General features: G+C 43.5%; 20 protein-coding genes. 5 read left to right on the top strand and 15 right to left on the bottom strand.

Annotated elements, in window-relative coordinates:
- Positions 1–138 precede the first annotated feature (138 nt).
- From IGI92_RS01180 to IGI92_RS01140, 9 genes are all read right to left on the bottom strand, one after another.
- Positions 139–1,092, bottom strand: coding sequence for an ABC transporter permease (locus IGI92_RS01180; protein WP_005232556.1), 954 nt, complete (start codon positions 1,090–1,092; stop codon positions 139–141).
- On the bottom strand, positions 1,092–2,243 hold the full coding sequence (locus tag IGI92_RS01175; protein WP_005226844.1) for an ABC transporter permease: 1,152 nt from the start codon (positions 2,241–2,243) through the stop codon (positions 1,092–1,094). The genes IGI92_RS01180 and IGI92_RS01175 overlap by 1 nt, the downstream gene beginning before the upstream one ends.
- A complete protein-coding gene (locus tag IGI92_RS01170; protein WP_005232559.1) occupies positions 2,236–3,846 on the bottom strand; it encodes an ABC transporter ATP-binding protein in 1,611 nt (536 codons plus the stop codon). Before IGI92_RS01170 ends, IGI92_RS01175 begins: the two co-directional genes overlap by 8 nt.
- A gap of 137 nt (positions 3,847–3,983) precedes the next feature.
- Positions 3,984–5,102 carry a BMP family lipoprotein gene (locus IGI92_RS01165; RefSeq protein WP_034872080.1) on the bottom strand — a complete coding sequence of 373 codons (1,119 nt, stop codon included), beginning with the start codon at positions 5,100–5,102 and terminating at the stop codon, positions 3,984–3,986.
- A 63-nt stretch (positions 5,103–5,165) separates the two neighbouring features.
- On the bottom strand, positions 5,166–5,564 hold the full coding sequence (locus IGI92_RS01160; RefSeq protein ID WP_005226837.1) for a cytidine deaminase: 399 nt from the start codon (positions 5,562–5,564) through the stop codon (positions 5,166–5,168).
- Between the two features lie 54 nt (positions 5,565–5,618).
- The gene (gene deoC, locus IGI92_RS01155) at positions 5,619–6,281 is read right to left on the bottom strand and encodes a deoxyribose-phosphate aldolase (protein ID WP_005226835.1); all 663 of its coding nucleotides are present in this window, start codon (positions 6,279–6,281) and stop codon (positions 5,619–5,621) included.
- Positions 6,282–6,294: 13 nt separating this feature from the next.
- The gene (locus tag IGI92_RS01150) at positions 6,295–7,596 is read right to left on the bottom strand and encodes a pyrimidine-nucleoside phosphorylase (RefSeq protein WP_042890150.1); all 1,302 of its coding nucleotides are present in this window, start codon (positions 7,594–7,596) and stop codon (positions 6,295–6,297) included.
- A 123-nt stretch (positions 7,597–7,719) separates the two neighbouring features.
- Positions 7,720–8,739 carry a LacI family DNA-binding transcriptional regulator gene (locus tag IGI92_RS01145; protein WP_430607709.1) on the bottom strand — a complete coding sequence of 340 codons (1,020 nt, stop codon included), beginning with the start codon at positions 8,737–8,739 and terminating at the stop codon, positions 7,720–7,722.
- Positions 8,740–8,989: 250 nt separating this feature from the next.
- Positions 8,990–9,595 (bottom strand): class I SAM-dependent methyltransferase, encoded by a 606-nt coding sequence (locus IGI92_RS01140; protein ID WP_016611508.1) that lies wholly within the window; start codon positions 9,593–9,595, stop codon positions 8,990–8,992.
- Positions 9,596–9,931: 336 nt separating this feature from the next.
- On the opposite strand from IGI92_RS01140, the gene coaA reads away from it, so the two are divergent.
- From coaA to IGI92_RS01120, 4 genes are all read left to right on the top strand, one after another.
- Positions 9,932–10,855 (top strand): type I pantothenate kinase, encoded by a 924-nt coding sequence (gene coaA / locus IGI92_RS01135; RefSeq protein ID WP_005226828.1) that lies wholly within the window; start codon positions 9,932–9,934, stop codon positions 10,853–10,855.
- An 80-nt stretch (positions 10,856–10,935) separates the two neighbouring features.
- Positions 10,936–12,501, top strand: coding sequence for a glutamine-hydrolyzing GMP synthase (gene guaA, locus IGI92_RS01130; RefSeq protein ID WP_016611511.1), 1,566 nt, complete (start codon positions 10,936–10,938; stop codon positions 12,499–12,501).
- A gap of 335 nt (positions 12,502–12,836) precedes the next feature.
- Positions 12,837–13,712, top strand: coding sequence for a glycosyltransferase (locus tag IGI92_RS01125; protein WP_016611513.1), 876 nt, complete (start codon positions 12,837–12,839; stop codon positions 13,710–13,712).
- A gap of 132 nt (positions 13,713–13,844) precedes the next feature.
- Complete coding sequence (locus IGI92_RS01120) at positions 13,845–14,687, top strand: matrixin family metalloprotease (RefSeq protein WP_430607707.1); 843 nt, start codon at positions 13,845–13,847, stop codon at positions 14,685–14,687.
- A 323-nt stretch (positions 14,688–15,010) separates the two neighbouring features.
- Here IGI92_RS01120 and IGI92_RS01115 read toward each other — a convergent pair whose 3' ends face one another.
- The 4 genes from IGI92_RS01115 to IGI92_RS01100 all read right to left on the bottom strand — a co-directional run bounded on the left by IGI92_RS01115 (position 15,011) and on the right by IGI92_RS01100 (position 20,917).
- Complete coding sequence (locus IGI92_RS01115) at positions 15,011–18,028, bottom strand: polysaccharide lyase 8 family protein (protein ID WP_430607706.1); 3,018 nt, start codon at positions 18,026–18,028, stop codon at positions 15,011–15,013.
- 204 nt (positions 18,029–18,232) lie between these two features.
- Positions 18,233–19,042, bottom strand: coding sequence for a PTS system mannose/fructose/sorbose family transporter subunit IID (locus IGI92_RS01110; protein WP_005226799.1), 810 nt, complete (start codon positions 19,040–19,042; stop codon positions 18,233–18,235).
- Positions 19,026–19,814 (bottom strand): PTS mannose/fructose/sorbose/N-acetylgalactosamine transporter subunit IIC, encoded by a 789-nt coding sequence (locus tag IGI92_RS01105; RefSeq protein WP_005226797.1) that lies wholly within the window; start codon positions 19,812–19,814, stop codon positions 19,026–19,028. The genes IGI92_RS01110 and IGI92_RS01105 overlap by 17 nt, the downstream gene beginning before the upstream one ends.
- A gap of 140 nt (positions 19,815–19,954) precedes the next feature.
- Positions 19,955–20,917, bottom strand: a complete 963-nt coding sequence (locus IGI92_RS01100; RefSeq protein ID WP_430607704.1) for a PTS mannose/fructose/sorbose transporter subunit IIAB — start codon at positions 20,915–20,917, stop codon at positions 19,955–19,957.
- A gap of 190 nt (positions 20,918–21,107) precedes the next feature.
- On the opposite strand from IGI92_RS01100, the gene IGI92_RS01095 reads away from it, so the two are divergent.
- Positions 21,108–21,815 (top strand): GntR family transcriptional regulator, encoded by a 708-nt coding sequence (locus IGI92_RS01095; RefSeq protein WP_430607703.1) that lies wholly within the window; start codon positions 21,108–21,110, stop codon positions 21,813–21,815.
- A 24-nt stretch (positions 21,816–21,839) separates the two neighbouring features.
- On the opposite strand, the gene IGI92_RS01090 is transcribed toward IGI92_RS01095, so the two are convergent.
- A complete protein-coding gene (locus IGI92_RS01090; RefSeq protein ID WP_430607701.1) occupies positions 21,840–23,615 on the bottom strand; it encodes a glycoside hydrolase family 35 protein in 1,776 nt (591 codons plus the stop codon).
- Between the two features lie 13 nt (positions 23,616–23,628).
- Positions 23,629–24,792 carry a glycoside hydrolase family 88 protein gene (locus IGI92_RS01085; protein WP_430607699.1) on the bottom strand — a complete coding sequence of 388 codons (1,164 nt, stop codon included), beginning with the start codon at positions 24,790–24,792 and terminating at the stop codon, positions 23,629–23,631.
- Between the last annotated feature and the right edge of the window lie 21 nt (positions 24,793–24,813).

The following is a 24,813-nucleotide window of genomic DNA, read 5'->3' as shown; positions in this document are numbered from 1 at the left end:
CATACTAAACTTAAGCAAAAATTGCGCTGGGTTGCTTTGGAAATTCCTGACGCTTTCCTTTCACCCAGAGGATAGAAAAAGGGCAGGACACAGCAACACATTCATGTCCCATAGCCCCACCCTTTCATACTGAAAAAATTATTTAGATTTAATGTAGTTCTTCCCGTTAGCTTTCGGACCAGCAGCTTTTCCAAGGAAAAGAACGAGCACGATGATCGTCAAGGCATAAGGCGCAGCTTGTAAGTAAACCGCTGGAATGGAAGAGATGATTGGCAGCTGGCCACCTACGATACTGATGTTTTGCGCGAAACCGAAGAAAATCGCTGCTCCCATCGCACCAAGTGGATTCCATTTACCAAAGATCATCGCAGCCATCGAGATAAACCCTTGACCGGCGATCGTTGTCACAGCAAAGCGACCCGCGATCGATTGAGCAAACAAGGCACCGCCCATCCCACCAAGGAATCCAGAGATCAAGACGCCTGAGTAACGCATCACGTAAACATTGATCCCTAAGGTATCAGCTGCTTGAGGATGCTCACCGACAGAACGAAGACGCAACCCAAAGCGTGTTTTGAAAATCACGAACCACGCGATCACTGAGATCAAAATGGCGAAGTACGCCGGTAAGAACGTTTGATTAAAGAAAATCGGGCCAATGATAGGAATATCTTTAAGAATCGGGAAATTGAAATACCCCAATGTCCGTTGGATGTTATCGGTTTGCCCTTTGTTGTAGATCGCTTTAACTAAGAACACGGCCAAAGCTGGTGCCATCAAGTTCATCACCGTACCACTGATGATGTGGTCTGCACGGAAGTTGATGGTTGCCACCGCATGCAGCAAGGAGAAAACCACACCGACAAGTCCGCCGACGAGCATCCCTAACCACGGTGTCCACGCACCAAATTGTGACGCAAATTCAATATTGAAAACAATCGAGCTAAAAGCACCCATAACCATGATTCCTTCAAGACCCACGTTAACGATCCCGCTTCGCTCTGAGAACACGCCACCTAGCGCCGTCAAAATCAGAGGAGACGCATAAATCAATGTTTGAGTGACGATCGAAGAAATTAAACTAATATCCATTAGATGGTTCCTCCTTCCTGATCTTGATCGTTTGGTTGGGCTTCAATCTCCTGTACGACCAGCGCTTCTTTTTTGCCGTCAAAGATTTTTGCCAACAAGAAACGAATCACAAAACTGATCGCTACGAAGAAAATAATAATTGCGATATTAACATCAACTAATTCAGATGGAATACCTGCAAACTGCATGCCTTGTCCACCTAATTTCAAAATACTGAACAAGAGGGCTGAAAGCAAGATTCCGATCGATGAGCCGCTTCCTAACAAGGATACAGCCATACCGTCAAACCCGATGCTTAATGATGACCCTTGAACGAAGAAGTTTTCAAACGTTCCTAGTCCTTGAACGACTCCACCTAATCCGGCAAGTGTTCCAGAGATGATCATGGAGATAATGATCGTCCGTTTGCTACTCATCCCAGCATATTCAGAAGCGCTTGGGTTCAAGCCCACCGCGCGGATCTCATAACCAAGAGTGGTTTTTTTCATCAAGAACCAAACCAAAACTAAGAAGATTAAAGCTAAGAAGATCCCCAAGTTCAAGCGAGAGTTGCTCGTGATGCTTGCTAGAAACGGGGTCTGCATGGAGGCATTTTCCCCCACCATTTTCGTGACCCCTTTTGTCGTGATCATGGATTCGCTCATCACATTATTGACTAAATGGTTCCCCGTATAAAGCAAGATATAGTTCATCATGATCGTCACGATGACTTCACTCGTACCAAAGAATGCCCGTAGGAACCCAGGAATCGCAGCTGCGATCGCCCCGCATAACGCCCCTACGATCACGGCTAATGGCAAGACCACCAACCGAGGCGCATCCGGCATCGCTAGTGCGACCCAGATACTGGCAACCCAACCTGCTAGCGCTTGCCCAGAAAGACCGATATTGAAGAATCCCGCTGAGTTTGCAACGGCAAATCCAAGAGCGGTAAAGATCAATGGTCCTGCTGTAACAAAAATCTCACCAATGTTGCGGGCATTTAACCCACCTGTTTGTCCGTTGATAAAAACGGTCCGGAACATTTGTGTATACCCTGTGATCGGGCTGTAGCCGAAGGCCGCCATGATGATTCCGCCAAGGACGAATCCCAACAAGACAGCGATGATCGGCACTAATATATTGCGGATCTTTTCTTTGCGGTTATTCAACCGAACCACCTACTTCCTCCATTTGCAGCTCTCGTCTTGCTTCCTCCAAGGAGTACCCTGCCATCAACAAGCCAAGCTCTTTCTCTGATGTTTCTTTCGGATCAACGACCCCAACGATCTCACCAGCATGAATAACAGCAATGCGGTCTGATACATTCAAAATTTCATCTAATTCAAAGCTGACTAATAAAACAGCTTTGAACTTATCCCGTTGTTCAATCAAGCGTTTGTGGATAAATTCGATCGCTCCGACATCCAACCCACGGGTCGGATTGGCAACGATCAATAGATCAGGATCGCGGCTGATTTCTCGTGCGATAATCGCTTTTTGTTGATTCCCGCCGGACAATGCCCGTGCCGGTACGATCTCATTGACTGTTCGTACGTCAAATTCTTGAATCAAGTCACGAGCAAACTCGTTGATCTCTCCATAGTCCAAGACACCTGCATTACTCAAAGGTTTTTTGTAGTAGGTTTGTAAGGCGATGTTTTCTGATAACATCATATCCAAGACAAGCCCGTATTTATGGCGGTCTTCTGGCACATGACCAACGCCGGCTTCGGTGACTTTCCGAGGCTTGAAGTTGGTGATGTCATCGCCATTCAGCAAGACCTTGCCACTTTCGACTTTCCGTAAACCAGTGATGGCTTGTAACAGCTCTGATTGCCCATTGCCATCGATACCAGCAATCCCCAATACTTCACCTGCACGTACTTCTAAGCTTAAGTTTTTGACTGCTTCTAAGCCACGGTTTTCTTTTACAACTAAGTTTTCAACAGAAAGCACGACTTCTTTTGGTGACGCCTCTTTCTTCGGTGTCTTGAAGGACACAGAACGACCAACCATCATATCGGCCAACTGTTGGGAGCTGACGTCTTTGACATTGACAGTGCCGATCCCTTGCCCCCGACGGATAACTGTACAACGGTCTGCCACCGCTTTGATCTCATCCAGTTTGTGGGTGATCAAGATGATCGATTTCCCTTCACGCACCAATCCGCGCATGATCTCGATCAGCTCTTCGATTTCTTGCGGTGTCAAAACTGCCGTTGGTTCATCAAAAATCAGTACATCTGCGCCGCGGTAAAGAGTTTTCAAGATCTCTACCCGTTGTTCCATCCCGACAGAGATGTCACGCACATAGGCATCTGGATCAACCGATAAACCATATTGTTCAGAAACTTTTTTGATTTCTTTGCGGGCTTTCTTGCGATCTAACACACCGAGATGATGGGGTTCGCTTCCCAAAATGATATTTTCTGTTACAGTAAAGGCGTCTACCAGCATGAAATGCTGATGCACCATACCGATCCCCAATTTGTTTGCTGCGGTCGGACTCGTGATATTCACTTTTTCACCATTCATCCAGATTTCACCAGATGTTGGTTCCAATAATCCTGACAGCATATTCATCAAGGTCGACTTGCCCGCTCCATTTTCACCAAGCAATGCGTGGATTTCTCCTGGCCTTACTTGCAAGTTGACATCGTCATTGGCTTTGAACGTTCCAAACTCTTTGGTGATATGACGCATTTCTACAACATATTTTTCCTCAGCCAAATTACTCACATCCTTACTTTCTAATTCGCTTATACAAACCATTCGTCATGTCAAAAAAATAATTGCTATTGCTTAGGATGATTACTATCCTCATGAAAACCCGTAGCTTTCATCAACATAGTAATCCAACAACGATCATCTTGCCCTAGGCTAGGGCAAGATAACCGAAAAGAACCACTTTATTTTTCAGGTGTTTCTGGTACTTCTACTTTGCCGTCGATCACGTCTTGTTTCGCTGTTTCGATCGCTGCTTTGGCATCATCTGAAAGGAACCCTTCAGTAATGTCTACACCGCCATCTTTCAAGCCGTAAACAATGTGTTCGCCGCCAGGGAAGTTATCTTCTAACGCACGAGTTGAGATATCTTGTACCGCTGCGCCAACACCTTTCAATGTTGAAGCCAGTGTGAAGTTATCTTCTTTGCCGTCAGCAGTTGTGAATTTTCCTTCGTCTTGTTGATCGCTATCCACACCGATGACCCAAACTTTTTTGTCTTCTAGGTCTGCTTCGTTCAATTGTTCGTTGATTGCTTTTGCTTCTTGGAAGACACCTGCACCAGTACCGCCAGATGCGTGGAAGATTACGTCAGCGCCGCCTTGATACATTGAAGCTGCCAATGCTTTTCCTTTGGCAGGATCACCAAATGATGCTGCATATTGAGAATCAATGGTAATTTCTTTGCCTAGTTTTTCAGCTGCGTCTTGAACACCCTTTGTGAAACCAGCTTCGAAACGGTCGATAACGACGCCTTCTTCACCACCGATGAAGCCGACTTTGTTTGTTTTGGTTGTATAAGCTGCAGCATAACCAGCTAAGTAAGCTGCTTCATTATCTTTAAATGTTGCTGAAACAACGTTGTCTTTGCCTTCGATCACATCATCGATGATCCCGAATTGTGTATCAGGGTTTTGGTCTGCTGCTGCTGCGATTGAATCTTTCAATAAGTAACCTACACCGAAAATCGTTTTGAAACCATTTTGAACGGCACCATTTACGTTTGTTGTGTATTCTGATGCTTCATTTGATTGCACGTAGTCATAACCACCAGCACCGCGAGCGATCCCGTGTTCTTCCCCCCATGCTTCTAAGCCTTCCCATGCGGATTGGTTGAATGAACGGTCATCCACCCCGCCGATATCGGTAACGATTGCGACACTATGCGCTGCATCAGTCGTACCGTCTGCAGAACCGCCACCAGTTGAATCAGTTGAACCTGAATTTCCTCCGCCACAAGCACCAAGTAAAGTCAACCCAGCTACTGCAACAATACCTAAACTAAATAATTTTGCTTTTTTCATTGCTGTAAAGCCCCCTAAAAATATAGTTTTTTTCAACAGCCGCATCGACTGAATGAACATGGTTTATAAATCTTTGTTCGTAAAGTAATAAGGCAATAGGCCTTCTACCGTGGTTTCTTTGATCACACCATCATCGCCGACTAAGGTCACCGGCATATCTGGCGCACAAAATTCCACCATGACCTGGCGGCAAGCACCGCAAGGAGAGATCGGTTCTGGCGTATGACCCGCCACAACCAAATGTTGAAACTCTTTTTCGCCTTCAGAAACGGCTTTGAAAAAAGCCGTTCTTTCTGCGCAATTTGTTAAGCCATATGAGGCATTTTCAATGTTGATCCCTTGATATATCGTCCCATTTTTGGCAACGAGACAAGCACCGACCGGAAACTTAGAGTACGGCACATACGCTTTATCTAAGGCGGAAACGGCGGTGTCGATCCACTCTTTTTTCGCTATTGTCATTGTCTTCCCCGCTCTTGTTTTTAATTTTTGCTACTTTACTTAATAATGCTAAGCTTAGTAGCCAGCACCTGTTGAGCCAGTCACGATAGCAACACTTGCGCTTGTTCCTAAGCGATTTGCCCCCGCTTCGACCATAGCTGCAGCTTCTGCTTCGTTGTGGATACCACCAGAAGCTTTGACACCCATTTCTGGTCCTACTGTTTCACGCATCAAGCGAACATCTTCAACGACTGCCCCACCAGTTGAAAAGCCAGTTGAGGTTTTCACGAAATCTGCACCAGCTGCTTTGGCTAATTCACAGGCTTTGACGATTTCTTCGTTGTCTAATAACGCTGTTTCAATGATTACTTTGACAAGCGCTTTGTCTTTGGCTGCTTCAACGACTGCTTCGATGTCTGCTTGAACTTTTTTGTATTGTTTTGATTTCAAGGCACCTACGTTGATTACCATATCGACTTCATCTGCGCCGTTTTTGATCGCATCTGTTGTTTCATAAGCTTTGACTTCAGATGTGTTTGCCCCTAAAGGAAACCCGATCACGGTACAAACAGCCGTTGGTTCGCCTTGTAATTTTTCTGCTGCTAATGAAACCCACGTTGGATTGATGCAGACAGAATAGAAGTGATAGGTTTTTGCCTCTTCGATGATTCGTAAAACATCTTCCTCCGTTGCGTCTGCTTTCAAAATCGTGTGGTCGATCATGCGATTCAATTCCATTTTTATTCGCTCCTTATTCTGTAATAATGTCATGGATCAATGGCGGTTCTGCGCCATCTTCCCCAATTTCAATATTTTGGTCGATCAATGCTTTGACATCCTCGATTGCTTCGGTATTGCTATAGATCGTCAATAGCGATTCCCCTTCAGTTACGGATTCGCCAACTTTCTTATGCAATTTGATGCCCACTGCATGGTCGATGTCTTCGTCTTTGGTCTTACGACCTGCCCCTAACATCATCGCCGCGATCCCTAGCTCATTGGCAACTAATTTCGTCACCACGCCGCTAGTTTTCGCTGGGACCTCAACTTCATATTTTGCTGTCAAAATCTTGCTCGGGTCATCGATCACTGAAGCGTCTCCGCCTTGATCTATGATCATCTGTCTGAATTTTTCTAACGCTTTGCCTGAATGCAAGGCTTCTTCCAACAGTTGGCGTGCTTCTTCCAATGAATCAGCTTTTTTCGCTAAAACGACCATTTGGCTGCCCAGTGCATAGCACATTTCTTCCAAGTCTTTCGGTCCTTTTCCTTGCAGTGTCTCAATAGCTTCCACCACTTCCAAACTGTTCCCGATCGCTTCCCCTAGAGGTTGTGACATATCAGAAATGACTGCCATCGTTTGGCGATTTGCCAATTTTCCGATGCGGACCATCGTTTGGGCTAAGCGTTTGGCATCCTCCAAGTTTTTCATAAAGGCGCCATCGCCTGTGGTTACATCTAACACGATCGCATCGGCACCTGCCGCGATTTTTTTACTCATGATCGAGCTGGCGATCAATGGGATCGAACTAACCGTTGCCGTCACATCTCGTAAGGCATACAGTTTTTTGTCCGCAGGAGCTAAATCTCCTGATTGACCGATCACGGCCACTTTACTTTCGTTGACTAATCGGATAAAGTCGGCTTCAGAAAGCTCGATTTTAAATCCAGGGATCGCTTCAAGCTTGTCTAACGTCCCTCCGGTATAGCCTAAGCCGCGGCCAGACATTTTCGCAACCGGTACGCCAACACTAGCCACTAATGGCGCTAGGATCAACGTGGTCGTATCACCAACACCACCAGTCGAATGCTTATCGACTTTGATTCCTTCAATTGAGGATAGGTCGATCACTTCACCAGAATTTGCCATTGCTAGCGTTAAGTTCGTGATCTCTTCATCTGTCATATCTACATAAAAAATAGCCATCAACAAGGCACTCATTTGATAATCTGGAATACTTCCTTCAGTATACGCAGTTACAATGTAGTCAATTTCTTCCTTCGTCAATGACTTGCCGTCACGTTTCTTTTCAATTAAATCCACCATTCGCATCGAAATGACCCTCGCTTCCTTTAACATTATACAATAATTTTTCGTAGGGTAAACCACTTTAGTAAAACAGTTTACGAAATATCGCAAAACTATGAAAACACTTACAAGAAGAAATATACCGCATTATTTCTCGCTTGTCAATGTCTTCACGCTCTCACGAATAATTAATTTTGTATCAAAAATCTTATTTGGAATTCGCCGTGTCGGAAACTCAATGGCGTCCACTAAAAACTTTGCTGCGGTAAAACCGATCTCAAAGGTCGGCTGCATGACCGTGGTAAGCGGTGGTGTGATGTATTCCGATAATTTCAAGGCATCAAAGCCGATCACCGAATAGTCTTCTGGTACTTTTTTGCCAGCCTCATAAATCGCTTGATAACAGCCGATCGCCATGGCGTCGTTACCGCAGAAGAATGCTGTGATCTCTTTGTACTTTAATAATTCCTTCGTTGCTTCGTACCCGCCGGTAACCGTTAATTCAGCATTTTCTACATATCGGCCTTTAAAAGGGATCTGATGATCCTTCAAGGCATGGCGATAGCCATTGAACCGTTCCTCTAATTGATAGTAGCCGGTGATTTCTTTGAGCATCACAATGTTGCGGTGACCGTTTTTGATCAAATAACTGACGGCTTGGTAGGCACCTTCGTATTCTTTCACGATTAAACGACCATTGTCCCGCTGATTGATCCCGCGATCGACTAAAATAATTGGTCGGTCATCAAAGAACCCGCTCTTCAAGGAATAATCCTCCGGCAGTAAATGCGGCGTCGCTAATAAGATACCATCTACCGAACGATGAGACAGTTCATTCAAATATTGAACCTCTTTTTCTTGGCTGTGGCGCGAATTGCATAACACTAGCATGTAACCTAGTGGATTGAAATAACTTTCCGCCCCTTCAATGACTTTAGAGAAAAAGAAATCCGTCACATCAGGCACGATCATTCCGATCGTTTTTGAATGGCGGTTGATAAGATTCGAAGCAAAAAAATCCGGCTTATAGTGATATTTATTTACGATATCTAAGACCCGCTTCCGGGTTTCTTCACTAAAACGGCTGCCTTTATTGTTTAGGATCTGCGACACGGTCGTGACAGAGACGCCAGCCATTTCAGCAATCTGTTTAATCGTCAATTTCATCTGCTTCTCTCCTCTCTTGCCTAAAGTGTAGCAAATTTTTCTCAAAAAAAATAGCACACTTTCAACAAGTGTGCGACTTTCTTTTTCGTTGATCAAAAATAGCCCGATGATATAGACAGCTGATTAACCAACGCTGCAATTGCCCGAAAGGCTGTTGGCAATAGGCTTTTTGAGAAACCAACTGGTCCAGTTGCTGCTAACCAGCGCTTGCCTTGGCGATGCCTTTGATCTGCTGAGAATCAAAGAGCAGCTACGCTTCTTTTACGCTTTGAATGATGTAATAGCCTTTGTCTTTTTTGATGATTTCGGCATTGCCAAAGGTCTCTTGCATTTTCTTTTGAGCACTCGGCGCCCCTTGTTTCTTTTGGATCACGATCGTTAAAGTTCCCCCTGTTTTTAGTAGTGGAAACGCCCCTGTCAAAATCTCATGGACGACTTCTTTTCCTGCCCGAATCGGTGGATTGCTGAGGATCGCCGCATAAGCAGGTTGATTTAATTGGGCATAGATATTGGATTGATGGATATCTACCTGTTCAATGCCGTTACGCTGGGCATTGCCTTTTGCCAAATCCACTGCCCGCTGATTGATATCGATCATCTCGACAGGTCGCTGACTTGCATAAGCCAACGATAAGCCAACAGGACCATAGCCACACCCAACGTCTAGCAGACTTCCTTCTGGCAGCTCCGCCCACTCAAACGCATCGATCAGCACCCGCGAGCCGTAGTCCACCGTGTCTCGGGAAAACACCCCGCTATCTGTCACAAAATGAAACTTCTTTCCTCTTAATTCAAACGACCACTGTTCAAAATCATGGGCTGTATCAGGATTTTCTGTATAGTAATGATTACTCATGTTTATGCTCCTTTCTTCTATTCCCTTTTCGCTTGTTTTTTCTACTGGCTTCTACTGGTTTTTTCCTTGTTGCTTCTATTAGAACGAGTGAACGTAGTGAAAACACCAGTAAAAAGGCGTGCAAGATTTGTCTGCTGCTTCTTTCTAATCATACCGAAAAACAGCCAGAAGTAAACGCCCAGCAAAAAAAACAACGAAAAAACAGTTTTTTGTTGTTTCTGCAAAGGAAATCATGTCTTTTTTCCAAGTTCAGCGGGTTTCTATGGTAAAATACTTTCGAACAGTGGCCTATCGCTTCTAAGAGAAACCGATGATGCCGCAAAAAAGGAGCCTACTATGCAAGAAACCATGAATTTTTATCAAATTCCTCGTGAGCAATGGCAAGGGTTTTATACGAACGGAATGATGCCTTTCACTCAAGAAGAATTGGATAATATCAAAAGTTTGAACGACCGGATCTCGGTCCAAGATGTGGAAGATGTTTACGTGCCTTTATGCCATCTGATCCATCTTTATATGAAAGAGTTTGAATCATTGACCCTCAGCAAGGGACTCTTTTTACACCGCTATGTTAAAATGCCGCCTTTTATCATCGGCATCGCCGGAAGCGTCGCCGTCGGCAAGAGTACCACCGCACGGCTCGTCCAAAATTTATTGGCCCGTTTGTTTCCCCGCAGAACCGTCCAACTGATCACCACTGACGGCTTTTTGTATCCGAACGAAGTCTTGGAAGAACGCGGCAGCTTGAATCGCAAAGGATTTCCAGAAAGTTATGACATGGAAGCCTTGATCAACTTTTTGAATGCGGTCAAATCAGGAGAACCAGACATCCAGATCCCCGTCTACTCCCATGAAGTCTACAATATTATTCCTGATACGTATGAAACGATCAGTCAACCAGATATCTTGATCGTGGAAGGCATCAATACCCTGCAACTACCTGCCAACCAACAAATCTATATCAGTGACTTTTTTGATTTTTCAATTTTCGTGGACGCCCAACCGGCACTGATTGAAAAATGGTATTTGGAACGATTTGAATCATTACTAGACACTGCCTTTCAAGACCCTAGCAATTATTATTACCAATATGCGATCGGGGATCGCAAGGAAGCGATTAAAATGGCAAAAGAAGTATGGAAAAATGTGAATTTAAAGAATTTACACGAGTATATCTTGCCTACACGCAGCAGAGCCGATATAATTCTTCATAAAACAAAGCACCATTTGATCGATGAAGTGTTCTTGCGCAAGTATTGACCGCTTCATTTTTATAATTATGCTGTTGAAAAGGCCTAGCCTTTTTTCAATAAAAACTAAAAGAATTGAGGTAATTTATTGTGACAAACGTTGACACTTTGCCAAACGTCGAAAAAATTATCGTACTTGATTACGGTAGTCAGTATAACCAGCTGATTACACGCCGTATTCGTGAGTTCGGTGTTTTCTCAGAATTATTGAGCCACCGCATTACCGCTGAAGAAGTAAAAGCGATGAATCCAAAAGGGATCATCTTATCTGGCGGACCAAACAGCGTCTACGACGAGAACTCTTTCGGCATCGACGAGAAAATTTTTGATTTAGGCATCCCAGTTTTAGGGATCTGTTACGGCATGCAGTTGATTACTTATAAATTAGGCGGAAAAGTTGAACCTGCCAAAAACCGTGAATACGGCAAAGCAGAATTGGAAGTCACTTCTGATGCAGCGGCCCTTTTCCAAAACACGCCCGCAACCCAAACCGTGTGGATGAGCCACGGGGACTTGGTCACTCAAGCACCTGCAGGCTTTGATGTTGTGGCGACGAGCAAAGATTGCCCGATTGCTTCTATCCAAGATGCAGAACGCAAAATGTACGGTATCCAATTCCACGCAGAAGTTCGCCATTCAGAATACGGCAACGACTTACTGCGTCACTTTGCCATTGACGTTTGTCAATGTACAGGTGATTGGACAATGGATAACTTCATCGATATGGAAATCGCAAAAATCCGCGAACAAGTGGGCGACAAAAAAGTCTTGCTTGGTCTTTCCGGCGGGGTCGATTCTTCTGTCGTTGGTGTTCTTTTACAAAAAGCGATTGGCGATCAACTGACTTGTATTTTTGTTGACCACGGCCTCTTGCGTAAAGGCGAAGCCGAGCAAGTAATGGAAAGCTTAGGTGGCAAATTCGGCTTGAACATCATCAAAGTTGATGCCAAAGAACGTTTCCTATCAAAACTTGCTGGGGTTTCTGATCCTGAAGAAAAACGCAAGATCATCGGGAATGAATTCGTGTATGTCTTCGATGATGAAGCAACCAAACTAGCTGGCGATGAAGGCGTTTCTTTCCTTGCCCAAGGAACCCTTTATACCGACGTCATCGAATCAGGAACCGAAACTGCTCAAACCATCAAATCACACCACAATGTGGGTGGGTTACCTGAAGACATGCAATTCAAATTGATCGAACCATTGAACACCTTGTTCAAAGACGAAGTCCGTGAATTAGGGACTCAACTTGGCATGCCAGACAGCATCGTATGGCGCCAACCATTCCCTGGACCAGGTCTAGGCATTCGTGTCCTTGGCGAATTGACAGAAGAAAAACTAACGATCGTCCGCGACTCGGACGCAATCTTGCGGGAAGAAATCGCAAATGCCGGCTTAGACCGCGACATTTGGCAGTACTTCACCGTCTTACCAGGCATCCGCTCCGTCGGTGTCATGGGTGATGGCCGGACCTACGATTATACCGTCGGCATCCGTGCAGTCACTTCAATCGATGGCATGACCGCTGACTTTGCCCGCATCCCATGGGAAGTCCTACAAAAAATCAGCGTCCGCATCGTCAACGAAGTCGCACACGTTAATCGGATCGTGTATGATATTACGAGTAAACCACCTGCTACTGTGGAGTGGGAATAAAGTAGCAACCTCACTTGGTTGCGAAATATTGATTTAACAGTTTTTTAGTTCGCTTGGAATGGATAACAATGACCTGTTTTACCTAGGTTCACCACCAAAATCCCGTCAGATTTCTCTGACGGGATTTTTGATTTATGCTTAATCTGACAACCCTTTTGGGAAAATACGATAAGAAATTGTTGATTCTCGTTAACTATGTTAATCCCAATAGTGGGACTAACGCTCATATTGGAAATCAGATACGATAAAATAAGCTTAAATGCTTTTATTGCCTAAGTTTCTATAGAAGGTTTTTATTAAAAAATAAAAAACACTAAAAAGGGTGGACATGAACTATGAAGAAGAAAGCTGTCGTTTATTGTGTTACGGGGTCACATATTCAATTAGCTGCAGTATCCATTGCGTCAATAGTAAATACTTATGAAGGGAATGAACCTTTAGATATATTAGTAGTTGTAAATGAACTAGGGAACGAAGAAATACTGAAATTGAAAAGTATTTCTAGATTATATGGAGAAAAAAATGTAATTATTACTATTTGGTATCCACCTAAAATAATAAACGAAATAAAGAATTATAGTAATTCGCGTTTTCCTGAAGTCACTCTGTGGAGATTATTTCTACCTTCATATTTTAGCAATTATGATTACATTCTCTATTTAGATAATGACACTATTGTATACGATGACGTATCCAATTTCTTTGATTTGATCCCTGATCAAAAATCAATTGCTGCAGTTAGAGACTTCTACTTCTCAGTTATAAGTGATACAGAGGACAGCTTTAAATATTTTGGCGTAAAAACTATGAAGAATTACTTCAATTCTGGAGTTATTTTATTTAATGTAGTTGTGTTCAATGAACAGATACGACCAGAAGCCATAGTACGTATGATAAATAAGAATGAATACTTGTATTTAGATCAAACCATTTTAAACATTCTTTGTGAGAGAAGTGTTGAGTTGTTGCCTTATGAATACAATTACCAGAAAGATGATCATTGGTTATTTGATTGGGCAAAAAATGTGAATCCACTCAAATTTTTGAAAATTGAAAAAGCTAGAAAAAATATAAAGATTCGACATTTCGTTGAATTTGAAAAAAATTCGATGCCCTGGGAGCATCTTTCCATACAAGATAGATGGGAAAAAGATTTTTGGAATTATCTGTATGAAATCAAGTCAACAAGTTTAAGGAGTGGAAAACAATGAAAAAAAATTTTTTCAAGAATTCGTTCGTTATTTTTAATTGCATTAATTTACTCTATAGGAACAATTTCTGTAGATGCAAAGTCAGCCGACATAGCGAAGACGCCTATTGTTGATTATTACTATCCTGGAATATTGTATGGTACAGCTACTTGTGTTAACGAATACGGTACCATCATTTACGACTCAAACTCACTAGGAGAAGCCTACCAAGAGGCTGTCAATGAAGCTGCGCAATCATGGAATCAGTCGATTGGGAGATCGGTAATTGTCGAAAAATCAAGTGTAAATGCAGCAGATAACCAAGTTGATTTAGTTTTGCAATCAACGGATGGCGATTCCTATGCAGATATGGGGTACTCCGGATTTGGTTGGGGGAATAGTACGAACAGAATATTTTTGAATAAAGCTGCTTTAAATGACGCATCATCTGGAAAAGGAACCTCTGGCTACGTACAGCTGGTTTCAACTATCCGACATGAAATGGGGCATACTTTAGGTCTCCAACATGACAATGGATCAGTGATGGCTGATTTATATGATGCCCAGGTTAGCAACAATCAAGAGATGCTGGATGCAGCGCAAAAAACGGCGGACTCAATTTCTAAGGGGATACTTCCTGCTGTCCCATTATTCAACAAATATGCGATACTAAATATCCTTAATAATAGGGATAAAATCTATTATTTGAATAATCCTCGTTCTAATCAAATTGCCTCAATCTTTTTAGATTCTCCTGCTGGAAAAATTTCTGGCGTTACTTTCATCGATCAAACAGTTGAAATAACAGGTAACTATAATTTGTATAAACTGTCTCTGTCCCCAAGAGATCCATATGTAGGAACAATTTCTAGTAATAATCTTATGAATAGAACTGTTTCAGTTACTGAAGATATTGTTTCTATTTATGGTCAACACTATTATCTTTTTGAAATTGATGGAGAAGAGTATATTGTTAATCGCCGCGCCTTCGGATAAATTCGCTACCAATTCTTACTTGAAAAGTTGCCACTGCAATCTTGGAAAAGTGTGCTTGCAATCTTAGATACATTCTTTAGTGGCAAACATACGCCTTTTAAGTAAGAAGAAAATTAGCAAACGTTTCATGCTAATGCGCAAGTTTTCAGCATTTTCTGTGAGGATTTTTTTGACAAAACCTCGGCCCTTGAAAAGTAGTTAAAGGAATTAATAGTCAACGAAAAAATCTATGTTTAGCCTTTCATCGTTTCATTTTCTAGCTGACAAAAAACAGCTAGAGATTGATCCCTAGCTGATGATGAGACAGATAGCATTGAAACACCTTACTCGACTACAATCACTTTATTTCCACCATCTTGCTCCGCAAAGTTTACCGTAAATAGATCCGTCGAAGCATCATAGCTGATTCCATCACTTTGAGAGACGATTTTTTGGTAGTCTTTTGGCAATTTTAAGGTCATGGTCGTCGTTGTTTGAGTTGGATCAGAAAAGGCATAGATGGTTTTGCCTTCTCTACTTGTTCTAATCAATGAAAGAGGTTTGTTAGTAGTAATATCGGCGACACTACCTCCATCATTCTGCCAAAAATTGATACCTAAATAGTCAGTTTGATCAAGTTTTACTGCTTGAACTTCCGAGGTATTGGCTAAAATCTCCAGCGGTTCTTCTTGGGCATAGGCAGTCAGTTCTGTTTCATTGATACCTGGCAACATGACATACGCATAATGATCCTCCATGGGATTTTTGCCATGATTGATCAAGAATTTTCGATATTCTCCGGTATAAACCGCATTACTTGGAAAGGCCTCATTGATTTCTGTATAGCTACCTGTTCGTGTTTCACTTACCACGTTTACTGTCGTTTCTTCTGGAAAATAGTAACCGATATTGGCCTGGGAATGATCGGAGTCTAACAACAACCACTGCTTGCTGCTTGTTTCATTTGTTTGATCAATACTTCCTTGATCAGAAAGGATTTGATAAGTATACGCATCGTTTAGTAAGCGATTATCCACGACCGTCTCAATAGAAGCTGTCGTATCACCAGTAATTCCCGCACCTAAAGCGACAATCTGCCCATCAATGATAAACCACGATTTTTTTGCCCGCACGTTCATAGGTAAAACATTCCCGTTATTTTTTGTACCCGTTTTGTTTAATGCCATTCCCACCGCAGCTGCACCATCATAAGCCACACCGCCTACCCACTTTTCTGGAGACGTTACCGTTGTAAAAGCTGAATTTTCATCCGCTAATTGTATGGTATCCACGGTTGTTCCTGGCAAGCGATATGGATCGACGGTCGGCCAATAACTAGAATTGAATTGAACTTGATCATCATTATAGAGGTAGAGCATCCCGTCTGCTGTATGCCACCCACGCTTGTTTTCCTTGTTGCCAGCTTCAAAGGAAGAAATACGACTGGAATATAGTCCTAAACCCACCATATAATCAGTTGTTCGTTGAACAAAGCGATCCATTGAAGCGTACAGTTTTGTTCCCGTAAAAGGTAATGCATCCCCTGTAATCGATGGGTCTGTCAAGAGATTCATCGTCATTTGTAAATCATTGAAGTCTCTTGCATTCGTCAAATAATAGTCTGGATTTTCTTTGAGCCAATATTTGGCAGCTTCACGGAATCTTTGCTGGTATTGAGTTGGTGCGAATTGGGATACGATCAGCAAATTATAAACTGTTGATGAGCCATAACCGACTTTGTTTTTGGCTGGAGCTCTTGAAATCGAACGACCATTGACCAACGGCAACATTTCTCCTTGATAGATCAACGGCAAGAATGCTTGATCAACATTTTTGACAAACGTTTGTACGAGATCGGCATCCATTTCAAAACTTGACCCTTGCGTGATAGCTAGAATTTGTCCCACACCCTTGATCAGTACATTTCCATAAGAACCAGTATAAGGGATCGTATTATGCTGAATAAAGGAGCCATCTTTATAAAAACCATCGCCTTTTGTGACTAACTGAAATACTTCTTCGATACTTGCTGAAGCTTGGGTGATTTTCCCAGCGTCCCTTTGCAAAATGCCCAAGCCTAATACAGTAAGCGCGAGATCTGTACGATTAGCACCAGAAGTCACAAAATTTGGAATAAAAGCAAGCTCAGTAAAACTGCCTTGTGTCTTCGTATACAATTGCTTAAAGGGATCTGGTACATAACTGCTGATAATGGCAGTGTATTGCTGTAATTTCTCGGACGGTAACTCAGCGCCTAAAATCATTAAAGTACTGATCAGTTTTTGCGGGACACCGATTTGCCAATCCCACCAGTTTCCATGGTACTTTTTCCCATCATACCCTTTTCGAGTGACCATGAAATCTATCCCATCAATAATCGTCGTCGCCACTGCATCATCTTGATACAAAGAACTACCTTTCGTGCCATAGGCTAAAGCCATTTTCTGTAATTTTGTAAATTGAGTCGTTACATCCGCTGAAGCAGTATTCCCTTGTTCGAGGGGCCATAGGCTCGTTCGATCAGATGCTTTATTTATGGTTTGATACAACGCCTCAGCTTCTGAGGTGACCATCTGCACGTAATCAGCCATAGTCGGATTATTTGGATCATAGTGATCGGAAACCAGTTGATTTTGCCATTTTTCTTGCAGTTGCATAAATTCTGCTGTGTGATCTTCCACGGGCAAGCTGCCGATAGGACCGCTGCGCATCGATAATACCTTCAGCTTAGATAAATTGCCAAACAAACGGATACCCACATACCCGGACCAGTCCCCATCAATTGCCGTACCATTGGGATAGTTTACCTTTTGATTCTCATAAAATAGCTGATCATTTAAAAAGGCACGAAAACTCGAGCCCTCATACTGAAGCAAGAGTTTATATTTTTGTCCCGCAATCAAAGTAGGTCCAGAAATAGCTGTCAGCCATTTTCCACCTGGTTGACCAAGTTGCCACTGCCCATCACGATTATAAGCAAACGATTGCCACTGATCTGTCTTTTGTTCATCTGCGCGAAAGACCACCCCAATGTTCGCTTGGTCTTCATATAAGAAAGTAGTTTCAAAATCCCCTGAAGACCGCTTGGGAGCATCTTTGTTGAGCGTTACTGATTCCAGATTGGTGCCTTGCTTCGTATTACTGATCATTAAACCAGTAGCATTTTGTGCTACTTCGGCTTTCCCGACTAAATCTTGCCAAGACCCTTTCTGGTTAGAAAAATCCGAGTGATAGATCGATTCTGCTTCCGGCAATTCGGGTATTTGTTCCTCGGCATTTCCAGAAAGACGAGTGGCGCCAACTACCGAATACAGCAACAAGAAACACCCCATGATCAGCAGATATTTTTTCCCTTTTTCCATCCTTTACTCCTCCTATTTCCCCGCGCAAAAGATAGCGCTATCATTTCGTGGAATGGGAAAAGAGTGAAGAAATTCATTTCCGCACTCTTTTCCATTTAGTTCAACTATTCTAAAAAAGAAAACAGGTTGACTACCCTAACTGCTTATACGATTTACAAAACAATCACAGCAGCTGCCCATTTCCTTTTACACCATGATTCTTTCCTAACCCAAAATACCAAACGCACTCAAAACGATCGACAAGATCAAGATGATCCAAATCACTCGAGTGGAATTTAGTTTCTTTTGGCCTAACATCCAGTAGGTCAGCAAGACGAGCAAGATAGGTACAAGGGATGGCAAGATGGCATCCAACGTGTCTTGGATCACTAATTCGACGCCGTCTTTTTTATAGACAAAAGGAACGGTCGCTTTAACGACAGAGGGAATCAAAGCACCAATCACTGTGACCCCTAAAACGGTTGCGGCATTAGTGAAGGCAGATAATTTGTCTTTCAAGGTCGTCACTAATTTGACCCCTTGTTTGTAACCTAAGGGAAGCAACGCTGCCCGACCGAAAAGTAACGCGATGTTGGCGATGATCCAGATGACACAACCAACGACGGAACCATTTTGCGCCAATGTGCCAGCAACAGAGCCAAAGATCGTTCCCCAAATCACGTGGAACAAGGAGTCACCGACACCGGCTAAGGAACCCATCAAGGCCGTTTTCAAGGCGATGATCGTTTCTTTGGCTTTGTGTCCGTCTTGTTCTTCAATCGCGACATCGATCCCCATGATCAAGTTCCCAAAGATCGCATTGGTATTGAAAAATTGATTGTGGGTCCGCAGCATATCTTGCAGCTGGGTTTCATCATGGCCATAGAATTTTTTCAAGACGGGCAGGATGCCGTAAAGGTAGCCCGAACTCATCATTCGCTCATAGTTCCAGTTTAATTGGCTTGCCAAAATATAACGCCAGCTAATGGTATTCAACTCTTTTTTTGTCAGTTTTTGATCACTCATCGCCATCATATCCTCCTTCAAAATCTCCGGCAGCTGCCGTTGCAACGGTGCCTTTTTCGCTATCTCGTTTAAAGACTAACATTGCTGCTACGAGCCCAATGATGGAAACGCCGAGCATTGGCACTTGCAGATACGCAGCTAAAAAGAAGCCTAATAACAAATAAGGAATGTAGTGCTTTGTTGGCAAGTAGCGCAATAAGATCGCTACCCCGACGACTGGCAAGACGCCACCAGCGGTTTTTAGTCCAGTCATCAGCCATTCTGGCGTGTTATCGGTAATCGTCGTAACGACTGCATCTCCAGCTAAAAGCATCAATAAAATCGGAATCGCCCGTGACAATCCCCATAAGAAAGAACCCGATAAAACTAACCGTGGGATTCGTTTGACTTGCATGTTGTCGATGGCTCTATCGATCCGGTGTAGTAGAAATACGTTACAAAAACGAGCCACGACATCCAGTTGCAGCATCAGCAAGGACACTGGAACTGCTAAGCCGATGCCATATTCCGCGCCGTTTCCTGAGATCACGGCAAACGCTGTCCCCAGTACTGCGCCGGTAAAATAATCTGGGACGGATGCACCACCAAATGCGGCGATCCCCAAACGCATCAACTGTAAGGTCCCACCGACCATCAAACCGGTCTTTAAGTCCCCCATGATCATTCCAGAAATCATTCCGGCGATCGCTGGTTGGGTCAACGTATTGGAAATAAGTGAATCATTAATAGCAATAAAAGCATAAACAGTAATAAGAATGATTTGATACGCTGCTAAATGCATGAATTTTCCTCCTAATTGTATGAACGAGTCTTAACTGGCTAGTTATCGATCGTTATGTCGCCTCAGATAAATCGTGAAAAACACTCGTTTTTTGACAAATCTTCCGCTACATATTCTCCTCGATTCAATCCCTGCCTGGTTTATCCTCGTAATTTCTTCATAAAGTCGATCGATGGTTCATTGGGAACAAGCTGTGCCGTGACGGTGATGCCTTTTGCGGCGATCGCTTCAAAGATTGGTTCTTCTTCTGGCATCACTTGAATACTTTTGGTTACTTCCCGTGCACCATCTTTGTAGCTCATGTTGCCAACGTTGATCGCTTTGATCGGTCCATCTGCTTCAATATAACGCAAAACATCTTGGGGATTTTTGAAAAGCAAAAACAACCGTTGTTTTCCATAACGACCGGCACGAATATTTTTGGCTGCCGTTGCCACTGGAAGGACGGAAAGTCGCATCGAAGTTGGCGCTGCCATTCGTAAAGAAGATTTTTGTAATGGGTCTGCGGCGGCTTCATCATTGGCTACGATGATCCGTTGCGTGTTTAAACTGGTGGACCAGATACCGGCGACTTGTCCATGGATCAAGCGCTCATCGATCCGACTATTGACGATATTTTCTTGCCCAGCATACGCACTGTAATCCCCTAATTCTTCTTGCTTTTCTTCTAACATCTCTTGTTCTGCTTGGTTCATCCCTGCTTTGACATCAACGATGTTTTCTTTGGCTAAGCAAAGCAGCTCTTTGATCGTCGCTCGTTGATTGACGACTGCCTCGATCACTACGGACAATGTCATTCCAGCGAAGATCGCCACTTCGTCATCCTCTAAATAATTCTTGACTGCAACGTTGCACGGGGTTCCTCCTAATAAATCCGCAATAATCAATGTTGGACCGTTAAGGGCTTTCATTTTCTCGTTCAATTCTTTCTCAAATTGTAGATTGTCACTATCTGGTCGTAATGAAACGGTGTGAACGTTTGCTTGCTGGCCTACGATCATCTCCAGACTGCTTTTGACCCCTTCTGCCATGCCGCCATGACTGATCAATACAATGTTTTCCACTAATTTCCCTCCTACTCCGCAGGTCGCCCCACTTAACATGTTATGTTCCTTGTAAGCATACTATACCACATGGCAAGCCATTCGTAAACCTAATATCTTAACATATTGAATTTTATTTTTCAGGCCTGTATAGACTGAAAAACAACGAATTTTCTACACTAATTAAGTGGCAGGAAAGGATTTAACATGTTATGCTTGATGTATTCATATGGAATGGAGGGAAACCACTGTGCTGCCAAAGTATGAGCAGATCAAGCAAGATCTTTTACAAGAAATCAAAGACCATAAATTCATTCCCGGCGATAAGTTTTATTCAGAGGCGGATATCAAGCGGATGTATTCTGTTAGTTCGATCACGGCAGTCAAAGCGTTGAATGAATTGACGAGTGCTGGCTATCTGTATCGCATCCAAGGCAAAGGGACCTTTGTTTCAAAAGCAAAAGTATCTCAGAGTGTGAAGTTCTCCGACATTGAGCTGCATTCACTGGACCAAGAAAAGGTCAAGGTCCTTGCGGTGGAAGAAGGAAATGACCCAGAGATTTTGAAAGAATTAGGATTGGCTGCCAGTGCTTCCTACTACCGAATCAAACGAGTCCGCTATTTTGGCGACGTTCCTTTCTTGGTTCACATCACTCATTTGCCGAAGAAGCTGATGAAAGAACCGATCGCCAAAAACCTCAACCAATATGCTAGTGTTTATGAGCGGGTCCGAAAAGACTTTGCGATCGACCTTTTCTCATTGGCTTCTGTTGAAACCAACGAAATCGTCTTTCCTGATGACACTGAATTGTTGAACTTATTGCAACTGAGCTTCCGAGAGCCTGCGGTTAAACAAGTCAAGCACTCCTATTTGGCAGATGGAAGTGTCGCTGAATACATCGTCAGCTACAAGCACTGGAAATATTTCAAAACAAAAATAGAAGTAGAGCCCGCGTAAATTTGGGTCTCTACTTCTATTTTTTTATTCTACGACAGGTTGATCACAGAAAACGAGTTCCTTGATCTCAACGCCATCGGTTTCAAATACCACGACTTCGTTGCTGCCTTTTTTCAAAAATTCTTTCGGACAGTATAAGGAATGCACGGGGCCACGTTGCCAATAGCGACCAAGATTGATGCCGTTGACGATAACGACGCCTTTCCCATACCCACGGCAATCGATAAACGTATCTCCTACCTCTGTCAGCCTGAAGGTCGTTTGATAAAAGGAGGGGTGTGTCGGATTTTTTCCTGCTTGATAATCGATGGCTTGTAGCTGCTCTGCTGAAAGCGTCAATGGGTAATGACGATAGCCTTGATGAAAATGAATATCTTGCATGATGCCTCCACGGATACCTTTGGCTTGTGTAGGCCCGTTCAATTTAAACCCGTAATTCACGCGCCCTAAATTTTCCACTAAGACATCTAGCTCGATGGTTTCTTTATTTGGTGCCCCTTGGATCAACAGCTCCTCGCCTAGCGTTTCTTGGTATTGGATCGCCTGTAATTGGCCGTCGGTAAAAATATGCAACCGATCGCTAGCTTCTACCACTTTTAATTTGTTTTCTCGATGATAGTTTTTTAACTGAACCGAATAGAGCAAATAGCCGTAGCCTGTGCTGGCAGCTTCCATTGTTAGAGGATACATGCTTTCTTGTGGTGCCATCAGCTGATCTTTGATAGCCAATAATGAGACACTGTTTTCGATGGGAAAGGTTCCTAATGCCGCTAATTGCTTGGTCCGTGGTTTGGCTTGCCACACTTCGGGACAGGCTTCTTTTATGGCTTTTTGTACATGATAGTATTTGTCGGTAGGTTCTCCTGCTTCTGTCAGTAAAGCATCGTAATCATAGCTGGACACTTGTGGTAGATCCAGCGCTCCCCGAGCGGAACAGCCATTGTAAAAGCCAAAGTTCGTGCCTCCATGGAACATGTAGAGATTCAAGGAGCCGACCGCTAACATCTCTTTGACTTCATTAGCTAAGTCTTGACCGTCTCGCTTGATGATCGGCTCGCCCCAGCGGTTGAACCAGCCATCCCAATATTCCATGCACATGATGGGCCAATTTTTGCCATGTTTTGCCATAAACTCTTTCATCACAGCCGCATTTTCCTTGGAACGACTGCCGAAATTGCCTGTGACAAAGATGTCGTCTTCAATCAATGTCCCAGCGTCCAGTACTTCTTCCCATGCCCCATCTGAGGTAAACAAGGGTACATCGATGCCGTATTCTTCCATCAACTCCTTGGTCTGGCGCAAATACGCTTTTTCCATTCCATAAGAGCCGTACTCATTTTCCACCTGCATCATGATCACTGGTCCCCCATGGGTGATCTGCAACGGTACAAGCTTTGGCAACAAGACCTGGAAATAGTTGCGCACCTTTGCCATGAAGCGTGGGTCGGTTGAGCGCAACCGCATCGGTTCATTTAACAGCCAAGCTGGCACCCCGCCAAATTCCCATTCAGCACAGATGTAGACGGAAGGTCGTAAAATGACCATCAAGCCAAGCGTTTGGGCTTGCTTTACAAAAGCACAGATGTCTTTCATTCCTTCAAAGTCGTAGACTCCTTCACGAGGTTCGTGGAGATTCCAAGGAATGTAGGTCTCAACTGTGTTGGCTCCCAGTGCTTTTAGATTGTAGAGGCTATCTGTCCATTGCGCCGGTGTCATGCGGAAATAATGGATCGCTCCGCTGATCAATTTGATTGGTTTTCCATCTAACAAAAAATCTTCTTTTATCTCAAACGTTCGCATGTCGTCTTCCCCTTTACCAGTATCTTTGCCAATCAGGCAATGCCAATCGGATCAATCCTTCTAAATAGAAATAATCACCCCAAAGATTGGGTTCATCGATGCCTTTGCCTTCCGCATGAGCATACACACCATGCAGCAATAAGCCCTCATTTTCTGGCACTTGGTTCGCTGCATAATGTTCGCCTAATTGGTAAAGCATCCCTTTAGCGATTTTTTTAGCATCGGGATATGCCCCCATTTTCTCTGCTTCCAACAAGCCACAAACCGCAATCGCTAAAGCTGAGCTGTCTTTTTCAGCAGGATGTTGGTCGTTAAAATCAAAGTCCCAATACGGCACCAAATCTGCTGGCAAATGAGCCAAAAACACCTCCACGATCTGCGGATAATTTTCTGGAAAAGGCTGACTATGCAGGTAGCTTTCATTCAAAGGAAGCCCTAAAATCGCCCAGCTCTGCCCTCGTGCCCAAATCGATTGGTCGCTGTTTCCTTGATGCGTCGCACCGTGACTTGGCTGCCCCGTCTCTGGCTCGAAATAATACGTATGAAAGGTGGTGGCGTCATTCTTAATGACGGTCTTTCGGACTGTCTGATAATGCTTACTCGCAACCTCTGCGTAGCGAGGCTCTCCCGACAATTGAGTTGCTGCAAATAAAAGCGGCAAGTTCAGTAGCGAATCAATAATCAAGCGGTATTCTTGTGGGTCGCCATAAGAGCCCCAAGCTTGAATAAATTCCCCCTTTTCTTGAAACCGTGCCAACAAAACATCTGCTGCTTGAATGACTTCTTGCTTGCAGTGTTCATCGCCAGTGATCTTGTAGCCCGCACCGGCAGATAAGCTATATAAAAAACCAATATCATGATGATCTAATACAAAATGGTCGTCTAAACGCGTTTGAAAACTGTCGATATTTGCCATAGCTCGATCAAGAAAGTTCTTTTCCTTGGTCCACTCATAGGCGAGCCACAACATCCCGGTCCAAAAGCCATTGGTCCAATCATCGTTGCCTTTCAGCCGATATTTGCCATTGGTGGCACAGGCTGAAGGAAATTGTGTGCCAAAGCGCTGACTATTTTTTTCGATCTGTTGGATGCACGCGGTGATTTTATCCGCTACCCACACATCGGTCACTTTTTCTCCTAACAGGATCAAGCGTTGTTTGTTCTCTTGCAGACGCATATTTACCCTCTCCTTAACTTG

This window comes from Enterococcus sp. DIV2379, from assembly GCF_050542965.1.
Taxonomy (GTDB): Bacteria; Bacillota; Bacilli; order Lactobacillales; family Enterococcaceae; genus Enterococcus_D; species Enterococcus_D entomosocium.
This window is presented reverse-complemented; position numbering and strand designations above follow the sequence as displayed.